The sequence below is a fragment of the Ostreibacterium oceani genome (genome assembly GCF_009362845.1).
Taxonomy (GTDB): Bacteria; Pseudomonadota; Gammaproteobacteria; order Cardiobacteriales; family Ostreibacteriaceae; genus Ostreibacterium; species Ostreibacterium oceani.
Window position 1 is genome coordinate 107,043 of the sequence record NZ_WHNW01000007.1, and the last position, 21,068, is coordinate 128,110.

The window sequence follows — 21,068 nt, forward strand, 5'->3', positions numbered from 1 at the left end:
GTTATTTTCATCAGCCAGCCTCGCCCACTAAACACAATTAGACTGAGATGCATAGTCAAATCTAGGCAGGAAGTCTTGGGCAATCCAGTCAGCAATAACTGTGGCGTTGTTTAAGTCTAACACGGGTAATTCCAATGGCAAATCACCTGACAAATCACTTGATAAATCACCTGACAAATCACCTAACAAATCACTGGGCAAGTCAGCCCGCAAAGTGCTTTCTGTCGTTTTTTGTAGGATTCGCTGCATCTCGTATGATTTTCGCTGCTCCTGCTGTTTTTGCTGTTCTCGCTGCTTTCGTTTTATTCCCAGCGCAAGTAACTCAGGGCAATCAGTTGCAAGGGCGATAACCCGTTGATCCGACGGCGCAAAAAGTGGCGCTTGACACGCGCGACGATGCAGTTCAATTTTGGGGAAATCCAACGATTTAAACCCCTCGACTAACAATAAATCAATTGAGCGTGCTTGCTGATAGGCAAGCTGCTGGTAATGGTTGATGGCTTGGTCAAACGCGCGCGCTGCATCGTCATAATGCCACTCCGCGAACGAAATACCCTCACCACAGCCCAATACATCCACCCCACTCGCAAAGGCGCGTTGGGTGGTCCCTGCATTGTCAAATTGAATACCGTGGTGCGTATGCTTGATGAGACCAATGCGTAGACCGTGTGCTTTTAGCTTTGGTATAATTTGCAACAATAGGGTCGTTTTCCCCGTGCCGCTTCTCGCCATTAGCCCCAGCAACGGGAAAGGCAAACGATTGCCTTTGTACTGTGGTATCATAACGCTCATGAGTGAATTAGCCAACCAACGATTGATTGAAGATTTTATATTGCATTTGCAGCGTGTCGAAAATTTATCAAAAAATACCTGCCAATCTTACCATAATGATTTAGGTATTTTTGTTAAATATTTGGATAATGCCCAGCAAACGGTTACTGGTGCCAGCCCTGATGATATCGCCAATTTTTTGCTCTCGCGCATCAATGAGGGTATTAAACACAGTAGCAACGCACGTATGCAAAGCACCATTAGACGATTTTATCACTATTTAGTCAAAGAAAATCACCTAAGCGAAAACCCAACTGCGCAGCTCGCCCACAGTAAACCACGCCGCACCATCCCCAAAACGCTCACCGAATCTGATGTCGAATTGTTACTAAACACCCCTGACTGCACTACGGCAATCGGGCTACGTGACCGCACGATGCTAGAAGTCCTGTATGCGACTGGGTTACGGGTGAGCGAACTGATTAATATTCGGCTGTATGATTTTGATTTGAATGCGGGCGTCTTAAAAGTGATGGGCAAAGGCAGCAAAGAACGTATTCTACCCCTAGGAGAACACGCCCACGACTGGGTGCTACAGTACCTTGATATCCGCGCCGCTTTGCTTAATCAAAAAGCATGCGATACGTTATTTTTGTCCAAACGTGGACAAACCATGACCAGACAAACGTTTTGGCACGCCATTAAACGCTATGCCAATCAAGCGGGTATTCATTCAGAGTTATCACCACACACACTACGACATGCGTTTGCCACGCATTTGCTCAATCATGGGGCGGATTTGCGTATTGTGCAACTCTTATTGGGGCATAGCAGTATCAGCACCACACAAATTTACACCCATGTTGCGACGGCACGGCTAAAAACCTTGCACGGCGAACACCACCCGCGCGGTTAGCTCATACTGCAATAATGTCATACTGCAATAATGTCATACTGCAATAATGGCATCAAACCCCAATGCCACACGCAGTGACGAACAATAGCAAAGGTTAATCTTTACATCGCCAAAAAACGCAGTATCCTGTGTCAATATCTATTTTCCATTTATTTAGCAAAGTCCAATGATAATACTCGGTATAGAAACCAGCTGTGACGAAACAGGCATCGCCGTTTATGACACCGAACGCGGCACACTCGCACAACAGTTATTTAGTCAGATTGACATTCACCGACAATACGGCGGTGTCGTGCCCGAACTGGCTTCACGCGATCATATCAACCGCACCATTCCACTGATTGATACGTGTTTACAAACGGCTGGCATTTCGCTTAGTGCGTTAGATGCTGTCGCTTATACCGCAGGGCCTGGGCTGTTAGGCGCACTGCTTTGCGGCAGTGCCGTTGCACAATCGCTTGCGTTTTCGTTATCAATTCCTAGTATCGCAATACACCACATGGAAGGACATTTGCTAACCCCATTACTAGATAATCCTAGCCCCCCTGCTTTGCCATTTTTGGCGTTATTGGTCTCTGGCGGTCACACCATGATGGTATTGGTCAACGCCATTGGTGACTATGATATTTTAGGCACTACCCTAGACGATGCCGTGGGCGAAGCCTTTGACAAAACCGCCAAACTCATGGGGCTGCCCTATCCTGGCGGTCCAGAACTAGCGGCACTGGCAGACACAGGCGATTCAACCCGCTATCAACTACCGCGCCCCATGACGCAACGGGCTGGGCTGGATTTTAGTTTTAGTGGGTTAAAAACGCAAGTGCGCCTACTGATTGAGCAAGCACCACCCAGCGCGCATCCTGATATTGCGGCGGCTTTTCAGGCGGCGGTTATTGATACGTTGACCATAAAATGTCGACGTGCCCTCAAACAAACCAACGCCAAAGATCTAGTCATTGCAGGCGGGGTTGGGGCAAACCGTGCCTTACGCCAACAGATTGAAGCTTACTGTCAATCCAATCAAGTTCGCCTGCACATTCCACCACAAAATTTATGTACTGATAACGGTTTGATGATTGCCCATGCGGGCGCTATGCGATTAGCCGAAGCCAACAAAGATTATCGCATTGATTGCCAAGCAAGATGGCCATTAACGGCACTTAAACCCTGCCCACCCAGCTGTAGCTAGTCTGCAAGTAATCTACCACTAGCCTGGCGCTTTGGCCGAATCAATTAGCGTTTTCATTATCTCACCTGCTAACATAACACCAATCATCGCGGGCATATAGGATATCGTGCCATTGGTTGCTTTTTCGTTGTAATTGGTGCTGGTGATATGATTAACAAAAGGCTTGGATCGCGTTTCATCCGTATAAACAACAGGATATTTCAAGCTTGCTCGCAACGCGCGAAGGCGGCGACGCATTTCACGTGCCAAAGGACAGCCTTGCGTTTTGTGTAATTTGGCGACGCGAACACGGGTAGCGTCATAGCAATTGCCTGCACCCATTGCCGATATAATCGGGATATTGGCTTGTTGCGCCGCATAAACCAACTGCGCTTTGCACGCAATCGTATCAATACAGTCTGCGATAAAATCAAACGCTGTCGAATTAACGATTGTCTCAGCATTGTCGGTATTCATAAATTCGTCAATCACGTGTACCCGAATGCTTGGATCAATATCCGCAATACGGGCTTTCATCACGTCGGTTTTTTTTTGCTCAAACGTTGATTCTAACGCGACAATCTGGCGATTAATATTAGACATTGCCACCACATCACGGTCTAGCAGCGTTATTTCTCCGATACCAGCCCGTGCAATATTTTCAGCAACATAACCACCAACACCACCAATACCAGCGACCAATATATGCTGCTGACGGAGATAAGGCAGTATGTCATTCCCAAGGAGGATTTCTGTTCTGGCATGGCGTGTTGGCATGGTGATTGATCTCATGAACAAATAATATCGACAATTCTACCGAATACGATGCAAATTATAAAGACAAATATACAGGCAAATCCCACAGAATGCCAAATCCCACAGAATTCAGTCACCGCGCAAGTCTAAGCCACTCAGCTTATCCCTGCCCATTGCGATTTACCTGTTATTTTTTGTTATGACCGATAAAAACGATGTTTTGTGACTAAAAAGCGCGTATTATAGACCTAATTAATGGTCAATCGTCAATCGTCAACCGCTACTTTCAATCAAGCGACAAAATTACATAATAAAAACATACCAATAGCTTATAAAAAACCTATAAACACATGATAACAACTAGACGACTACTCACGCTACTCCTATCGCTGATGGGCGTGGGTTTGTTTTACTGGTTGGCTTTACCCCTACCCTTTTTATTTGGCCCTATGTCTGCGTGTTTAATCGCCTCATTGCTTGGTGTCAAATTACAAGGCATGAAACCCTTTTCTATTGGTGCACGCACGGTTTTGGGCATTGCCGTTGGCACAGCCATTACACCCGCTATATTACAGCAAGCCAGTCAAATGGCATTTACATTATTGCTCATTCCGATTTATATCATACTCATCGGCGCGATTGGTGTGCCTTTTTATCAGCGTTTTTTTGGTTATGATCGTGTCACGAGCTTTTATGCTGCGATGCCAGGTGGCGCATCTGATATGATTATTTTTGGCCAAGCAGCAGGTGGGAATGCGCGCGCGCTATCATTAATTCACGCAACGCGAATGCTGATTATCATTACCATCGTCCCGTTTTTTCTCGCCTATTTTAACGACATTTCGCTTGATGCGCCGATTGGTCAATCTGCGTCGCAACTCCCTTGGCATGAGATGGCTATTATGGTTGTCGTTGCAATAATCGGCTGGAAAGGTGGAGAAAAAATCAGGCTTTTTGGCGCCGCCATTCTAGGGCCTTTGATTTTGTCGTTAGTGCTGTCATTGGGCGACATTTTGCATCATCGCCCGCCATCCGAAGCCATCCTGGTTGCTCAATTCTTTTTAGGCATGGGCATTGGCATGCATTATCAAGGCATTACGCTGAAAGAAATCAAAAAAGACATCACCGCTGGCGCGCTATTTGCGCTGATATTGACGACGATTGCGGCATTTTTTGCGCTACTTGCACACGCTATCGGTAACGTGCCTTGGCTAGAGGCTATCATGGCTTTTTCTCCTGGCGGACAAGCAGAGATGACCATTTTAGCCATCGTTGCAGGCGCTGATTTAGGGTTTATTGTATTGCATCATTTGCTGCGCATTTTACTGGTTATCTTAGGGGCACCGCTGTTAGCACGATTTTTGCTAAAAAAAACCAACCATAAGGTATAAAACCACCCAATACAGTCATTCAAATGGCGACAAAAATAACGGGAAAACAAAAAACCGCTTGACCCGCCTATCACAGGATGCTATAACAGATATACAAAAATTCGAGCACCATGATAAATTAATAATCTTTAAAAACAATGGAATAATAAAAACTCATGCAATCACCGCTGAAAAATATTCGCGTACTCGATTTGACTAATGTGTTGGCAGGGCCATTTTGTGGTCAACAGCTTGCGCACCTAGGCGCAGAAGTCATCAAAATCGAAACGCCAGGTATTGGTGATTTGGCCAGAAAACTGGGTGCCGATGAGGCATTAAATGCCGTCAATATGGGGGCTTCATTTTTAGCACAAAATATCGGCAAGCAATCGCTCACTATCAACCTCAAAACGCCAGACGGCAAAACGCTATTTAAAGAACTGGTCAGCAGCGCTGATGTCGTTGTTGAAAATTTCCGTCCAGGCGTTATGGAACGACTTGATTTATCCTACGATACCCTATCGCAAATCAACCCTAGCATTATTTATTGCGCTATCTCTGGTTTTGGCCAAGACGGTCCCATGCACGAATTACCTGCCTACGACCAAATTATCCAAGGCTTATCTGGCATAATGGATATCACTGGCGATGAAGACTCAGGGCCGTATCGGGTTGGCTATCCGATTGCTGATACGGTCGGGGGAATGACGGCCGCATTTGCCATCGCCGCCTGTCTTGCTGGTCGTGCCATGCACCACCACCCAAATAATAAACACGCAGTAGAAAAAACAGGCAGCTACATCGATGTCTCCATGCTAGATTCGACCCTTGCAACCATGGGATGGGTGGTGTCAAATTTTTTAACCACTGGCCAACCACCCAAGCGTATGGGCAATAATAACTTTACCAACAGCCCTTCGGGCACATTTAAAACAGGCGATGGGCTCCTTAATATTGCGGCGAATAAACAAGCACAATTCGAAGCCGTTTGTCACGTCATCGGTCGCCCAGAACTCATTCAACAACCTGAATTTGCCGACCGCTACCAACGAATACAACACCGTGAAACACTCACCACAGCGATTGAGTCGGCATTAGCCGAAAAGTCAGCCACCGAATGGCAACAGGCACTCAATAAAGTTGGCGTACCCGCAGGCTGCGTCTTATCACTGCCGCAAACACTGGCACTGGAACAAATACAGCACCGAGAATTTATCCGTACTTTTGCGCCTGTCGAACCGACTGGGCGAACCTTGCAATTGGCGGGCACTGGCTATCGTATCGATCGGCAAACCACAGGGGCAAACCAGCCACCACCACAATTAGGTCAGCATAATATGACCATTCTACAGTCATTGGGCTATACACCGCAGCAAATCGAAGCGCTCACTGCTCAGGGTGTGCTGTGAATATAGATAAATCAACGCAAAATAAGTCGATGCAACCTTGTGCAAACACAGACGTCAGTGATTGGTGGCGCTCTGCCATTATTGATATGTCACCTGGCATCATCCGATTCCGTGGCTACCCCATCGAACAATTGATTGGCAATGTGAGTTTTGTCGATATGATATGGTTGATGACCCGTGGCGAATTACCATCGCCTCAACAGGCTGAGTTACTTGAGGGCGCTTTAGTCGCCGCAGTCGATCACGGGCCACAAGCACCCAGTATTGGCATTGCCCGAATGGCCATCACTTGCGGCATTGATTTAAACAACGCACTTGGCTCTGCTGTCAATGTCTTGGGGGATATTCATGGCGGTGCTGGACAACAGGCCATGCTGCTTTACCAGCAAATTGATAGTGCAGTACAAGCAGGACAAGACCTCAATAATGCCGTCGAAAACACACTGGACGCGTATGCCAACGAAGGGCAAAAAATCATCCCAGGGTTTGGCCACCGTTTTCACCCGATAGACCCTCGCACACCGCGATTGCTTGCGTTAGTTCAGCACGCTGTTGACAACGCCATTGTCACGGGGCATTTCCGTGATATTGCACTCGCTGTTGAATCCCATCTGGCAAAACGCAAAGGCAAAGCCATCCCAATGAACATTGATGGGGTCACTGCGGTTATATACGCTGAGCTTGGGTTTAGCCCTGCGTTAGCAAGGGGACTATTTTGTTTATCGCGCTCCGTGGGCATCTTGGCGCATGCGTGGGAACAAAGTGAAAAAAACGAACGCCTAAAAGGCGCAACACCCCCCCATTACCGCTGGACTTACGATGGCCCCGAACCTAGAGACATAGCAAAACATCAAACCGACAAATAATACAATTAACCCATTAATTACGATATAAATCACGATATAAACCACAACAAACTAAAAGAGGACATGATGAAAAAAACCATGAATAATTATTTTAACAAACCACTACTTAAAGCCTCATTGCTCGCACTGGTGCTGGGTGCGAGTGTCAATGCGCAGGCAACCGATATTGACAAAATTCACTTTCTCGTGCCAGGCGGTGCAGGTGGTGGCTGGGATGGTACCGCACGCGGAACTGGCGAAGCGCTCACGAGAGCTGGTATCGTTGGTAATGCATCCTATGAAAACATGTCAGGCGGTGGTGGCGGTAAGGCCATCGCACACTTGATAGAATCCGCCAACGATGAGACATTGATGGTTAACTCAACACCCATCATCATTCGCTCGTTGCAAAAACAATTTCCACAAAATTTCCGTGACTTAACCCCTGTCGCAGGCATTATTGGTGACTATGCGGCAATGGTCGTACACAAAGACTCAGAAATCAATCAATTCGATGATTTGGTACAAGCCTACAAAGCCGACCCGACTAAAGTCGCTATCGGCGGTGGTTCGGTTGCTGGTGGTATGGATCACTTGGTCGCCGCGCTTGTCATGAAAGGCGTAGGCGCAAACCCAGTCGATGTCAAATACATCCCCTATGATGCGGGCGGAAAAGCAATGGCAGGATTACTGTCAGGTGAAATCAAAGCATTATCAACGGGCATGAGTGAAGCACTAGAGTTGGCCAGACAAGGTGAGGTTAAAATTTTATGCGTCACGGCCGCAGAGCGTGTTGCTGATGCGCCAGACTACCCAACGTGTAAAGAGTCGGGTTCTGATACCGAGTTTGTCAATTGGCGTGGTTATTTTGCCGCCCCCAACTTAGCCGAAGACAAAAAAGCGGCTTATATCGCGGCCTTTGAAAAAATGTACGAAACAGAGGCGTGGGAAACCGTTCGCTCGCGTAACGGCTGGATTAACATATGGCATCCAGGCGATGACTTTTCGGCTTTTTTAGAAGCCCAAGAAAAAGCCATTGCGGATTTGATGCGTGAGCTAGGGTTCTTATAAAACAATGGGTTGCCAGTGGTCTTATCGCCCTGAAGCAGGACGGTCACAAAGACTAACCCCAAGCGACAAGGCCACTGCCCCATAAATAAAATATAAAAAAACATAAACACCTATTGCAGTAGCATGAATAAAGATGCTATGGCATTGATGTACACCGACTATATTACAAAGGATAACCGTCATGACCAATGATCGTATCGGCGCCTTGTTGCTACTGGTTTTTTGTATCACCTACGGCATATTGGCGACACAAATCCCGTTGCTGCCCATACAAGCCAAAGCGGCGTTTACCGCCAAAACGATGCCCATGGCATTAACAGGGCTGGGGATTGTTTTATCCCTTATCTTACTTATAAAACCAGGCAGTAATGCACGCCCTGCGATAAAAGGCTTTGATTGGCAATCAGCCATACTGATTTGTGCACTCATGGTCGCCTACGGATTTTTAGTTAAGCCGCTCGGTTTTATTTTAGCCACTATTTTATTCCTTGCATCCATGATGCTTGTTTTAGGTGAGCGGCGCTGGTGGCTAATCGCAACCGTTGCTATTACCTTTTCTGTTTCGTTTTGGCTTTTAATGAATAAGGGGCTAGATGTTTACATCGAGGCCTTGCCAGCGTTTCTTACCTAACCATAGCGAGGATTACCATGTTAGAAGGCATTTTAATTGGACTCAGCACCGCCATCACCCCGACCAATCTGATGATGGTCGTGCTTGGTTGCTTTATTGGTACATTTATTGGCATGCTACCTGGGCTAGGCCCCATCTCAGCCATTGCGCTGATGATTCCAATCACCTATGGTTTTGAACCTGCAACGGGCATGATTCTAATGGCAGGGGTTTATTACGGCGCGATTTTTGGCGGGTCGACTTCCTCAATCTTAATTAACGCCCCAGGCGTTGCAGGCACGGTAGCGACTGCATTTGATGGCTACCCGATGGCGAAAAACGGGATGGCAGGAAAAGCCCTCGCCATCGCCGCCTATTCATCATTTAGCGGTGGCACCATCGCTGCGTTGTTTCTATTATTTGCAGCGCCTTCGTTGGCCAAAATTTCGCTTTCTTTTCAATCCAGTGATTATTTTGCCCTGATGGTACTGGGCTTGACTGCTGTGGCCGCTTTTGCCGGTAAAGGCAGCATGGTCAAAGCCCTCCTAATGACTGTATTTGGATTGATGCTTTCTACCGTAGGCACCGATGAAACACAGGGCATCCCTCGATTCACTTTAGGTATGCTGGATTTACTGGATGGTATTAGCTTTTTATTGCTAGCCATGGCAGCCTTTGCTTTATCAGAAGCCTTGATGACTATCTTAAAACGCCCGAATGAAGCCAATCGCCAGCAAGAACGCGAGGCCCAAAAAAACATCGGCTCGATTCGTCTCAGCAAAGCCGAAGTCAAAGAAATGGCGCCTACTGTCGCTCGCTCTTCGGTATTGGGATTTTTCGTCGGCGTACTGCCTGGTGCAGGCGCCACCATTGCCAGTTTTTTGGCCTATGGCATGGAACAACGCCTAGGCGGCGCCAAACGTGCCAAAGAATTTGGCAAAGGCTCTATCCGTGGCTTGGCCGCGCCCGAAACCGCCAATAATGCGGCTTGCTCAGGGTCATTTGTTCCGCTGCTGACGCTAGGTATTCCAGGCTCTGGCACTACCGCGATTATGTTAGGCGCGCTAATTTCTTATGGCGTACAACCTGGACCGCGGCTGTTTGTGGACAACCCCGAAGTATTTTGGTCTGTTATTATCTCTATGTATATCGGTTGTCTTGTCCTGTTAATTCTGAATTTGCCGTTGATTCCTTATATTTCTAAAATATTGACCATCCCGACAAATTTACTGTTACCCATGATTATTTTCTTTTCTCTCATCGGGGTTTATTTTGTCACATTCAATACATTTGACATCCATTTGATGGTCATTTTTGCCATTGCGGCGGTAATATTACGACTGCTAGACTTTCCGCTTGCCCCCATGCTGCTAGGCTTTATCCTAGGCGGCATGATGGAAGAAAACTTGCGTCGAGCCTTACTGATTAATGATGATAGCTGGTCATTTGTATGGGAGCGCCCATTGACGCTCAGTATTTTGGTTATTGCTGTTTTAATTTTGGTTGTTCCTATGCTAATGCCTACCTTAAGAAATCTATTGGGCAAACGCCAAGAACGTGCTGGTGAAGGTGGCTAAACATAGGCCATATCGCCATTCAAACTAAATTTAATCCGCAATTTAATCCCGATTTAACCGTAAGTTAACTGCGATTTCACTGCGATTTAACCCATTACGCCAAAACAAAACAATGCGCACCATATACAGGCACTAAATGCTCTGGGCATTTATCACGGTTTTTGCCGCACTCATGCAGGCACTTCGAAATGCAGGTCAAAAGACGCTCGGTACGCACCTACCTGTGTTAATTGTCACTTGGGTACGGTTTGCATTTGGTTTACCGATTGCTGCGGGTTTGGTACTGCTGCTTTTTGCTGACAAATCGCCTGCTAACCAATTACAAACAGCGTTTCTTAGTTATGCCGCCATTGCCGCGCTGGCGCAATTTTCAGGGGCATTATGCGCCGTTAAACTACTCAATCGACGAAATTTCGCGGTCGGCGCAACGCTGGTCAAAAGCGAAACGCTGTTTGCCGCCCTACTTAGCCTATTTCTATTAGGAGAGTCTTTATCGTTAGTGGCGTGGCTTTCAGTCGCCATCGGCGTCACGGGTGTTTTTATTATCTCCGTCCAGCAAGCCAATCTGGATGCCGCAACCTTAATCAAAAAATTAGACACGCCCTCTGCTGGGCTGGGTTTACTGTCTGGATTATTATTTGCCATTGCTGCTATTTATATCCGCAAAGCCAACCTATCACTGACAGATTCGACCAGCTACCAAGCCGCCAGCCTGACTTTGCTCACGGTTTTATTCGCACAAAGCCTATTGGGTGGTTGCTATATTGCTTTACTCAGCCCCACATTATTTAAAAGCATCCGACGGCATCTAAAGGCTTGTCTGTTTATCGGCACGGTTTCTGTACTCGGATCCTTTGGTTGGTTTTGGGCCTACGCCTTGCAAAATATCACACTAGTCAAAACGCTAGGACACCTTGAAATCCTCTTTGCAATGGCGATTACTTGGCGCTATTTCCGTGAAAAAATTCATTGGCTTGAATACCTCGCGATTCTCATGATTGTTGGTTCGAGTTTACTGGTGATTTGGCTATAAAAGACAAACCGCACAACAGAAAAATTAACACAAAAATAATCAGCTATTCATTGCTTCAGCACCGACTTAAATAACACGATATTAACCGCAGTAATAAGTGTGGTAATAAGCGTGGTAATAAGCGCGCATTTTACGCTAGTAACTTAGTTAAAAATTTGAGATAATGGCGATAAAATAATATACATTGGAGAAGTACGTTGAATAAATCCACACGAATCAGTACGTTTGCCAGTACATTTACCAATACCGTTGCCAGTACTGTCACCAGTGCTGTTGTCTTACTTGCTGCTTTCACGCAATCAGCGCATGCGGTACAAATCACCATGGCGACATCTGGTAGCCCAGGCGGTACTTATAACCGTATCGTTGGTGATATCTGCAAAGAAATCAACCAAAGCGATATTGGCAAATGCGTCACCCAACCATCCAAAGGCTCTGTTGAAAACATGCAGCGTGTCAATGATGGTCGAGTCAATATTGGCGTGGTCCAATCAGACGTACTCGCCAAAGAAATGGACAATCACCCTAACGTGATGCCACTCATGGGGCTCTACACCGAAACCGTATTGATTGTTGCGCGAAAAGATGCCAATATTCGCTCAATCACGGATTTCACAGGCAAAAGAATTAATCTAGGCCCTGAAGGCAGCGGTGTTTGGGATACGTCAAACTTCTTACTCAAAGAGAGTAACGTCATGTTACCCGACTTAGAATCAGTCTCTAACCTAAGCCCATACGGCGAAGATGGGAGAAACGGACTATGTAACGGAAGCTTTGACGCACTGATTTACATTGGTGGTACACCCGCCTTGGCGCTGCATAGCATTGTTTCTGCCTGCGAGGTTGATTTGATTGGTTTACCTGATGAATTAATCGAAAAGCTAACGACAGAACACAATTATTTTTACCGCGCCACAATCCCTGCAAACACCTATCATGGCTCACCACAACTTGAATCGATTGGCGTGAACGCCATTTTAATCGCCAATAAAAATACCGTGAGTAATGAGACTGCGGGCGCCATTGTTGGCAGAATTGTCGAAAAACTAAGCGACATTAAAAACAATGTCAAAGCGCTAGGCAATACAAATGCAGAACTAATTGTCTCTGCACAGTCGATTCTTGACTTTCATCCAGGTGCTAAAGCTTACTTTATAGCGCAAGGCTATTTAGAAAATGAAAATGAAGATGAAGATGAAGCGCCCAAAGCTGAATAACCAAGACTAACGGCAAACGCTAACGAAAAATACGCGAGAAAAACGCTAACGGCAAGGTTAAATACCGTCCGCGATTATTATTAGTCGCCACCTTGGCTAACCAAGATTAAACCACGATTAGCTCAGGTGGCGTTTGCCAATGTTGGATTAATGTAGGTGGCCTAACACCGCGAATTAACACAGTGCATTAGTGCCACGCACTTTTAACATGCACTTTTAACATGCACTTCTAACGCGCCCCGACAACATGCAAAGCCACTCCATCGACATTACTGATATTAGCCAGCTAGCACAAGTTGCAAAACAACTATCACATGATTCTCATGGTAGCTTGTGGATATATCTCATCGGTGATTTAGGCGCAGGCAAAACGACATTTAGCCAACTTTTCATTCAAGCCAAAGACTATTCAGGGATTGTCAACAGCCCAACTTATGCGATTATGAATGAGTATGACATTGATAACAATGCTAACAATAGCAATTCGACTAATATCGACAAACCCGTATCGATTATTCACTGTGATTTATATCGCCTTGGCTCACCTGAAGAATTATATGAAATTGGGCTGATTGACATGGTACTGGAAAAGCAAGCGACTTGCCTCGTTGAATGGCCAGAAAAGGGGCGCGGCGTTCTCCCACGACCAGACATCCAACTGCATTTTCAGTATACCGCTGATGGACGCCGTACATTAACTATAACGCGTTAATTAGCGCGCTAACCAGGCATTACCGTTAATTTATCATCAATCATCGTTTTTTTGATAAAACTTTCATCGAGTATGCTAGACTGAGCCAATGATTATCATAAGCGGACTTTCTGGCGCTGGTAAGACAGTCGCCCTGCACACATTAGAGGATTTAGGGTATTATTGCATTGACAATTTACCTATCACGCTGTTGCCTGCGTTGTATAAAGAACAACAAAATATCGATGTACCCATTGCGGTGGGTATTGATATCCGCAGCCAAACGAGTAACACCAAAACCATTCCGCAGCTCATTGCATCGTTTAAAAAGCAAGACCCCGCCAATCCAGCCCGTGTGTTATTTTTAACCGCTAAAAATAGCGTGCTCATCAAGCGGTTCAGCGAATCACGGCGCAAGCACCCATTAAGCATGCAAGGCATCACGCTCACCGACGCCATTGAAAAAGAAAAAAAAGTATTATCCCCGCTCCTGCTTAGTGCAGATTATCGCATTGATACTAGCGCACTGAATATTTACGAGCTTAAATCACGCATCACCGACTGGCTGTCGATTGCTAACGATACCATTCCTGTTATTACCCTAGAATCGTTTGGTTTTAAATATGGGGTTCCTATTGACGCGGATTTGGTCTATGACGTTCGTTTTTTACCCAATCCTTACTGGGACAGCTCGCTTCGTCACTTCAATGGCAAAGACGAAGCGATACAAACCTATTTATCGCAATTCGACGTGACACATGATTTTGCCAATGACACGCTTGCGTACCTGAAAAAATGGCTACCGACGTATTTACAGAGCAGCCGTTCGTATCTCACTATCGCCGTGGGCTGTACAGGCGGCAAGCACCGCAGTGTTTTTATGACAGAGACCTTGGCCAAAGCCCTGCGAATCGACTACCCAAAATTAAACCTACGCCATCGCGACTTGCCCGATCATTAATCCTGACACCTACTCTGCCTGACAGACCACAAAATAACAGATAAATGATACTTTTCAGCAGATTACGCAAATAGCTACATAATCATATGGCTGCGTAATTTCTTCATGGCTTGTGTCTCAATTTGTCGAATGCGCTCAGGTGAGACACCGTACTCATCGGCTAAATTTTGCAGGGTGGATTTGTTGTCTTCGTCTAGCCAGCGTTTCATGACAATTTCACGACTCCGCTCATCCAATGAATTGAGCGCGGCATGAATCGCCATTTGATTGTTTGCAGATGTTTCATTTTGTTCTGCAATTATTGCAGGGTCTTCGCTTTCTGAAGTGCTAAGCCAATGGCTAGGGACCAAGGCATTGCTACTCTCGCTATCCTCGTCTTGATCAGTAAAGTCAAAGGAAACATCCTGTCCAGCTAGGCGGGACTCCATTTCAAACACTTGTTCTTTGCTCACATGTAAATCATCGGCAATTTTTTGTGCCTCGTCTACCGTTAACCAATTAAATGTTTTCTTTTGACTACGCAAGTTAAAAAAGAGTTTGCGTTGCTCTTTGGTGGTGGCGACTTTGACCATTTTCCAATTTTTGATGACAAATTCATTGATTTCAGACTTTATCCAATGCACAGCAAACGAAGCCAACCGCACATTTTTATTGGGGTCAAAATTTTTCACCGCCTTCATGAGACCAACGTTGCCTTCTTGGATTAAATCTGGCAATGCCAAGCCATAACCACGATAGTTTTTAGCGATATAAACGACAAAGCGCAGGTGATGCAAAATGAGCGTTCGCGCCGCCTCAATGCTATTGTTATAGTATAACTCGTGCGTTAGCGCTTGTTCCTCTTCTTTTGTCAGAACAGGAATCTTGCTGATTTTACTGAAATAACTACCAATATCATCTTGGGCAGCAGGTAGTTGATTGACGGTACTGAGATATTTACTCATAATCACTCTTTTGCTATCGATACCATTATTATGAGGGTAATTGAATTAATTTCAAGACTTCATTGCCAATCTGTTGACGATAGCCAGCTTCCCTTGTTGATTTATCATCGTCACGGCATACATTGCAAGTACCCACATTGCAAATACCCACATTGCAAATACTCACGAGTCAATGGGAATGGTTCGGTTCGTAATACAATCTAAAATTAGCGATTCATCAATGCCTTCGCAAATAACCGCTTCGCCCAGTGCTTTTACTAAAATCAGTCGTAATCGCTCACCCAACACTTTTTTATCATGCTGCATGGCAGAGCGAATCGTATCCGCTGCGATGGGTATTTGTAGCGTTGTTGGGCAGCCTGCACGCACAAACAATGACTCAGCCAAATCACAGTCTGCTTGGTCAATCCACCCCAACGTTTTGGATAAATCCAGCGCCATCATCATGCCGATGGCAATTGCTTCGCCGTGCAAATACGTTTTGTACTGGGTGACTGATTCGATAGCATGACCAAAAGTATGTCCTAGGTTTAGTGTCGCCCGTTCGCCTTTTTCCTTTTCATCGTTGGCAACGACGGCTGCTTTGTGTCGACAGGCAGTTTCAATCACCTCGGTTATCGCTGATGGTGATAATGCGATAGTGCTTTCCAATATCGTGTCCAACCGCATCAAAAAAGCCTTATCACGAATCAAACCATACTTAATCACCTCGGCCATGCCGGCTGCAATTTCTCGCTGCGGCAAGGTTGACAGCACATCTGTGTCTATAATGACGGCATTAGGCTGCTTAAATGCACCAATCATATTTTTACCTAGCCGATGATTAATACCGGTTTTGCCACCGACCGAAGAATCGACTTGCGCCAATAACGTCGTTGGTATTTGTATAAAATCAACGCCACGCTGATAAGACGCAGCCGCAAACCCTGCCACATCACCAACAATACCACCACCTAACGCAATAATCACGCAATCACGAGCAAATCGTTTTGTCAGCAAGGACTCATAAATTTGGTCAATTGCTGCTTGGTTTTTGTGTGTTTCACCCTCTGGCAAAATCACCGTTTCAATGCGGCTGTTTGTTTTGTTTTCCTGCTCTGATTGGCTAACTGGCTGAGTAACTGGTTGAGTGAGTGGCTGACTCATTGATTGATTGAGTAAGTCATTGAGCGTTCGTTTGAACCCATCCAAATAATGCGTTGCAATCACGGCATTGGTTATGATACAAATTTGTCTGCCATGAATATGTTTTGCCAGCAGACTCGCTTGCGTCAATAGGCCGCTACCGATATAAATCGGGTAACGAAATTGATCGAGCTCAACATAAACCGTTTTCATAGAATACCTTTTGATCTTATTAACGTAATAATTAACGCCCTAGCGCAACTAGGCTACGCCTAGAAAGCCGAAGCACGCTCAGAGAGCAGTTAGGGGTAAACTGACCCCAATTCCAAACAACTCAAAAAGGTATTTTAAGGCACCCAATGTTAATTACAAGGGTTATTTGATTAGTTAATGATTAGTTATTCATTAACAGCGGAGTTGACGGCGGGATTAACAACCGCACCCACCTGCTGCCCAACCAACGTCAGCAATAATAAAATAAAAGTCAAATAACGAAACATACGGTTATTTTAATCGCCAAAGGCGATTGTGGCAACTGGGAATAGCCATATGAAATCCACTTTTAATTTTATCCCACCTAAAAAAATACCGTTTTTTGTTGAGCAAATTAATGCATTTTATATCTCATCTTTGAAACGGTTAATTAGTAAACTTAAAAAAACAATTCCCTGCCAAAGGTATTATTTTCACTCCTTCGTCATACAAAGCTTTTGCACCCTCTGTATAGCGATGGGTGCGAGCGTTCGCCTCAGCACCATTGATTGGATCTACTGCTATTGCTCCGGCTTTGGTTATCTTTTTCAATCTTAAAGCAACCTTATTGGCAATTGCAATTTCTTCCTTGTTATCGGACATAAACGACAAAGCTGACTCTTTTAATCCTTGCTCTGTCAATCTTCCAATGAGTAAACCAATAGCACCTTGGTTCAAGTCGAAAAAATTATTTTGTGAAGTAGCGTCCATAGAGGGTTTTTGAGTGGTGAAAATGATACGAATGTAGCCATCAAAATTCAGTGCCTCAACTGACAATTCCCCAGCTATTTCCTTTAAAGAAAAGGGCTTTAGAACCATCACCGTTACAAACAACTCAAACTCGGAACTAACTGAGTTTACATACCCAACTAACTCCTCTAACGTAGCGTGAAACTGAATCATTATTTTTTTCATAGTTACGTCCTAATCATACCGCTCAAATTTTGTGGGGAGGCCAGCACCGTTCAAGTCATCAAGTGCTTCTTGTTCACGTTTAATCGGTGAGCCATCTACTTTGGTTTTCCCTACGTTTACCCCACACAAGTTACCTTTACAGTCTTGGTAAAGAACGTCTGGTCTGCGACCACCTTTGTTTCCGTTAGGAGTCTTGACTAACTGCTCAGGGAATCTACCGCCTCCGGCTATAACCGTACCACCATCTGCTTCGATTTGATCGCCAATTTCGCGAATTTTTTTATTGTGCGGAGCATTTGGGTCTGTTTTAGGACCTCTCTTCTTCCCAGCATCCCCAACCTCATCTGCCGATTTAGCGGCGACCTTGGTGGCATCTGCTGCGGCGTCGCTAGCATCGGCGATGTTCTCCACTATTTTACCGACTTTAAATACTTTGGCAACGGGGAATATCATCGCGACTTCGCCAGCGCAACCCCAAGATACCGATGAACAAGCCGTATAGTCAAAAACAAGCAGTTGAATAGCTGGACGCCAATCATTGTTGTCGCCCGACGGACCATACAGCGCCGCATTACTCATCCCGACCATCCCCGTCGGGTCCGTGTACTTATACGGGTTATTCGCGCCGTAAGCATAGCGGTTAAAGCTCGTTAAATCACTCGCCCTAAACGCAATCGGATCAGGGGCGTAAAAACGACCAATCACGGGGTGATAATAACGCGCCTTGGCGTAGATGAGGTTGCCCTCAATGTCTTCTTGATGCCCCGTATAGCCTAGCGTAAAGACACTGTTATCGCGTGGTGTTGATGCCGCGGTATTGATCGTCCCGTACGCACGGCGCTCCTCTTGCCATAACGTCATCCCCAGCGCGTCACTGGCAGCCACTGGCGTGCCTAACGTGTCGTGATGCAAATACGTGATTGGCAGGCTTGCATCACCCAGTCTGGCGACGGCTTGCTCACCCAAATAAACGTATTCCTTAACCCGTGAGCCAGTGAGACTATCGTAAACCCCGACTAAGCGTTGGTTGGCATCGTAAACAAACGCACGACCGTCTTTTTCAACACGGTGATTGTTCGTATCATAACTACGCAACGCCCCACTACTAACCTGTACTAAAGTATTGTCTGCTAGGTAAGTATACTGCGCAATGCCATCATCAATGACATTGCCGTAATCATCGTAGGTAAACGTATAGTCTTGGTTATTTTGGTTACGACCTACCCATAACAAACGGTTAACCGAACCATCATAGCTGATTTGGTGGGATAAAGTGTTAGCCGAAGCGGCAACCGCACCCACCTGCTGCCCAACCAACGTCAGCAATAATAAAATAAAAGTCAAATAACGAAACATACGGTTATTTTAATCGCCAAAGGCGATTGTGGCAAATTGGAAGTAGCCATATGAAATCCACTTTTAATTTTATCCCACCTAAAAAAATACCGTTTTTGTGGGCAGATCAAGCATCCCACTCAAACGCTTGCCCTTTCGTCCGAGATGGCCCACGAACCCACTCATTACCAAAGCGATCAATAAAGCCATTATTTGGTCCTCGTGCCAACGGGTTGATGGGTTATACCCCTTTTGAGGTACAAAGCGAATTTTTCCTGTGGTGGGTAACCGTGCAGTTTTAAGTCGACCTTTGATGGAAGTGAAAGCTTTTGCCGCTCCTGCTGTGCCACGCGGGTCGACAGCTGATTCCGCGGGTGTCCTCTTTGTAACATTAGACTACAGCAGTTAAATCCAACCCAGTCGTACTTACAGACTCTAGCCTTTGTTTGACTCGTTCACTGACGATTACAGCAACTTCAAACTTCATTAATCTAAAAATATCTATGCCTACGATTTTACTCGCATCCAAACGTAATTTCATGAATGCCCTATATTCTCCAGCTTTGTCCGGTCTGACAGGATCATTTTCCTCAAACTTTTGAAACTCTGAATTTGCCTCATCAACACATTCAACTATTTCATTAGTTACCAAAACAAAGTATTTAGTAGAGCACTGCCTCCCCAGAACCTGCAAAGGAATAAAATTTATACCCTGTATACCATCAAGTGCTTCCTTTACTTTCAGACTAACAACTGGCACACCGTAAGCTTCAGTGAAAGTGAAATCCATTTCTTCACCATTACGAACAATCTCTATATTTAAACTAACGGTGCCTTCTGGGATCGAAGTTGACAACTCCCAATTGTCAACTTCGGAAATATCACCCAAATACCACCTGTTAGGAAAATTAATATCATCGTTTAGTTCGAAGTATTTCATTGCTTCGTCAACCACCTATTAACTTGACTGCCCACCGTAGTCGCTTCGGTTTTAATACGATCCAAAGTTCCAGTAACCGCGTTTCGATACGCATCTGAATTCGCTTTCAAACCACGGGTTGCTGACAAAAGCTCTTTATGCACGTAGGAGTGATATGCTTCTGGATGGGGACCTTTATGGCCAGGTATAGCCACCTTGTTTACAGCATCATCTAAATCCAGACCGGCTTTCTTAAATATTTCATCAAATCGTGGAGTCCAAGGCCCCCCACGTGCTGTAGAGACACAGTTTTTGTTAGTACATATGTGGTGGACTGGTGCTTTCTTTGTAACCTCCCCAACCTCATCAGCCGATTTAGCGGCGACCTTGGTGGCATCTGCTGCGGCATCTGCTGCGGCGTCGCTAGCATCGGCGATGTTCTCCACTATTTTACCGACTTTAAATACTTTGGCAACGGGGAATATCATCGCGACTTCGCCAGCGCAACCCCAAGATACCGATGAACAAGCCGTATAGTCAAAAACAAGCAGTTGAATGGCTGGACGCCAATCATTGTTATCGCCCGACGGACCATACAGCGCCGCATTACTCATCCCGACCATCCCCGTCGGATCCGTGTACTTATACGGGTTATTCGCGCCGTAAGCATAGCGGTTAAAGCTCGTTAAATCGCTCGCCCTAAACGCAATCGGATCAGGTGCGTAAAATCGACCTATCTCAGGGTGATAATAACGCGCCTTAGCGTAGATAAGGTTGCTATTGATGTCCTCTTGATGCCCGGTGTAGCCTACGGTGAATAATTGCTTATTACGATTGCTGGCAATGGTACTATTTGTAGTACTATTTGTAGCACTATCTGTGGCATAGGCTTGCACAGCGGGATTAACGGCGGAATTAACAACCGCACCCACCTGCTGCCCGACCAACGTCAGCAATAATAAAATAAAAGTCAAATAACGAAACATACGGTCATTCTAATCGTCAAAGGCGATTGTGGCAATTGGAAATATAAGTGTAATTTGTTAGTAAAGCATTAATCCGCAATGCCTCAACAAACAGCAAATCAAAAAAGCCCGCGGACGCGGGCTTTTTTGATTAACCGAACAAGCAAGAGAAAAAATAACGGCTAAGCAACTTGTCAAAAATGAAGCCAGCCTCACCC

The 21,068-nt window shown here is 45.6% G+C and carries 21 protein-coding genes; 12 read left to right on the forward strand and 9 right to left on the reverse strand.

Annotation, left to right across the window (positions count from 1 at the left end):
- Positions 1–27: 27 nt before the first annotated feature.
- The gene (gene mobB / locus GCU85_RS07020; RefSeq protein WP_152810472.1) at positions 28–792 is read right to left on the reverse strand and encodes a molybdopterin-guanine dinucleotide biosynthesis protein B; all 765 of its coding nucleotides are present in this window, start codon (positions 790–792) and stop codon (positions 28–30) included.
- On the opposite strand from mobB, the gene xerD reads away from it, so the two are divergent.
- Positions 791–1,687 carry a site-specific tyrosine recombinase XerD gene (gene xerD, locus GCU85_RS07025; protein WP_152810473.1) on the forward strand — a complete coding sequence of 299 codons (897 nt, stop codon included), beginning with the start codon at positions 791–793 and terminating at the stop codon, positions 1,685–1,687. The genes mobB and xerD overlap by 2 nt on opposite strands.
- A gap of 166 nt (positions 1,688–1,853) precedes the next feature.
- Positions 1,854–2,876 (forward strand): tRNA (adenosine(37)-N6)-threonylcarbamoyltransferase complex transferase subunit TsaD, encoded by a 1,023-nt coding sequence (gene tsaD / locus GCU85_RS07030; RefSeq protein ID WP_152810474.1) that lies wholly within the window; start codon positions 1,854–1,856, stop codon positions 2,874–2,876.
- An 18-nt stretch (positions 2,877–2,894) separates the two neighbouring features.
- Here the strand turns inward: tsaD and GCU85_RS07035 are convergent, their stop codons facing one another.
- A complete protein-coding gene (locus GCU85_RS07035; protein ID WP_235896247.1) occupies positions 2,895–3,647 on the reverse strand; it encodes a tRNA threonylcarbamoyladenosine dehydratase in 753 nt (250 codons plus the stop codon).
- A 314-nt stretch (positions 3,648–3,961) separates the two neighbouring features.
- On the opposite strand from GCU85_RS07035, the gene GCU85_RS07040 reads away from it, so the two are divergent.
- The 10 genes from GCU85_RS07040 (at position 3,962) to rapZ (ending at position 14,395) form a co-directional block, all read left to right on the forward strand.
- Positions 3,962–5,002: an AbrB family transcriptional regulator gene (locus tag GCU85_RS07040; RefSeq protein ID WP_152810475.1), complete on the forward strand. Its 1,041-nt coding sequence runs from the start codon at positions 3,962–3,964 to the stop codon at positions 5,000–5,002.
- Between the two features lie 155 nt (positions 5,003–5,157).
- Positions 5,158–6,390 (forward strand): CaiB/BaiF CoA transferase family protein, encoded by a 1,233-nt coding sequence (locus GCU85_RS07045; RefSeq protein ID WP_152810476.1) that lies wholly within the window; start codon positions 5,158–5,160, stop codon positions 6,388–6,390.
- 29 nt (positions 6,391–6,419) lie between these two features.
- Complete coding sequence (locus tag GCU85_RS07050) at positions 6,420–7,256, forward strand: citryl-CoA lyase (RefSeq protein ID WP_152810527.1); 837 nt, start codon at positions 6,420–6,422, stop codon at positions 7,254–7,256.
- 78 nt (positions 7,257–7,334) lie between these two features.
- Positions 7,335–8,306 carry a Bug family tripartite tricarboxylate transporter substrate binding protein gene (locus GCU85_RS07055; RefSeq protein ID WP_152810477.1) on the forward strand — a complete coding sequence of 324 codons (972 nt, stop codon included), beginning with the start codon at positions 7,335–7,337 and terminating at the stop codon, positions 8,304–8,306.
- A 181-nt stretch (positions 8,307–8,487) separates the two neighbouring features.
- The gene (locus GCU85_RS07060; RefSeq protein ID WP_152810478.1) at positions 8,488–8,937 is read left to right on the forward strand and encodes a tripartite tricarboxylate transporter TctB family protein; all 450 of its coding nucleotides are present in this window, start codon (positions 8,488–8,490) and stop codon (positions 8,935–8,937) included.
- Between the two features lie 17 nt (positions 8,938–8,954).
- Positions 8,955–10,493: a tripartite tricarboxylate transporter permease gene (locus tag GCU85_RS07065; RefSeq protein ID WP_152810479.1), complete on the forward strand. Its 1,539-nt coding sequence runs from the start codon at positions 8,955–8,957 to the stop codon at positions 10,491–10,493.
- Between the two features lie 136 nt (positions 10,494–10,629).
- A complete protein-coding gene (locus GCU85_RS07070) occupies positions 10,630–11,526 on the forward strand; it encodes a DMT family transporter (protein ID WP_152810480.1) in 897 nt (298 codons plus the stop codon).
- Positions 11,527–11,723: 197 nt separating this feature from the next.
- Complete coding sequence (locus GCU85_RS07075) at positions 11,724–12,743, forward strand: TAXI family TRAP transporter solute-binding subunit (RefSeq protein ID WP_152810481.1); 1,020 nt, start codon at positions 11,724–11,726, stop codon at positions 12,741–12,743.
- 247 nt (positions 12,744–12,990) lie between these two features.
- The gene (tsaE, locus tag GCU85_RS07080) at positions 12,991–13,455 is read left to right on the forward strand and encodes a tRNA (adenosine(37)-N6)-threonylcarbamoyltransferase complex ATPase subunit type 1 TsaE (RefSeq protein WP_152810482.1); all 465 of its coding nucleotides are present in this window, start codon (positions 12,991–12,993) and stop codon (positions 13,453–13,455) included.
- A gap of 88 nt (positions 13,456–13,543) precedes the next feature.
- Positions 13,544–14,395 (forward strand): RNase adapter RapZ, encoded by an 852-nt coding sequence (gene rapZ / locus GCU85_RS07085; protein ID WP_152810483.1) that lies wholly within the window; start codon positions 13,544–13,546, stop codon positions 14,393–14,395.
- 74 nt (positions 14,396–14,469) lie between these two features.
- Here rapZ and rpoH read toward each other — a convergent pair whose 3' ends face one another.
- From rpoH to GCU85_RS10000, 7 genes are all read right to left on the reverse strand, one after another.
- Positions 14,470–15,339, reverse strand: coding sequence for an RNA polymerase sigma factor RpoH (rpoH, locus tag GCU85_RS07090; RefSeq protein WP_152810484.1), 870 nt, complete (start codon positions 15,337–15,339; stop codon positions 14,470–14,472).
- A gap of 162 nt (positions 15,340–15,501) precedes the next feature.
- A complete protein-coding gene (aroB, locus tag GCU85_RS07095) occupies positions 15,502–16,677 on the reverse strand; it encodes a 3-dehydroquinate synthase (RefSeq protein ID WP_152810485.1) in 1,176 nt (391 codons plus the stop codon).
- Positions 16,678–17,103: 426 nt separating this feature from the next.
- The gene (locus tag GCU85_RS07100) at positions 17,104–17,631 is read right to left on the reverse strand and encodes a hypothetical protein (RefSeq protein ID WP_152810486.1); all 528 of its coding nucleotides are present in this window, start codon (positions 17,629–17,631) and stop codon (positions 17,104–17,106) included.
- 9 nt (positions 17,632–17,640) lie between these two features.
- The gene (locus GCU85_RS07105) at positions 17,641–18,987 is read right to left on the reverse strand and encodes an RHS repeat domain-containing protein (RefSeq protein ID WP_152810487.1); all 1,347 of its coding nucleotides are present in this window, start codon (positions 18,985–18,987) and stop codon (positions 17,641–17,643) included.
- A 106-nt stretch (positions 18,988–19,093) separates the two neighbouring features.
- Complete coding sequence (locus GCU85_RS10405) at positions 19,094–19,195, reverse strand: polymorphic toxin type 17 domain-containing protein (protein ID WP_152810488.1); 102 nt, start codon at positions 19,193–19,195, stop codon at positions 19,094–19,096.
- Between the two features lie 162 nt (positions 19,196–19,357).
- Positions 19,358–19,906 (reverse strand): imm11 family protein, encoded by a 549-nt coding sequence (locus GCU85_RS07115; RefSeq protein ID WP_152810489.1) that lies wholly within the window; start codon positions 19,904–19,906, stop codon positions 19,358–19,360.
- On the reverse strand, positions 19,903–20,871 hold the full coding sequence (locus GCU85_RS10000; RefSeq protein ID WP_218110593.1) for an RHS repeat-associated core domain-containing protein: 969 nt from the start codon (positions 20,869–20,871) through the stop codon (positions 19,903–19,905). Before GCU85_RS10000 ends, GCU85_RS07115 begins: the two co-directional genes overlap by 4 nt.
- Between the last annotated feature and the right edge of the window lie 197 nt (positions 20,872–21,068).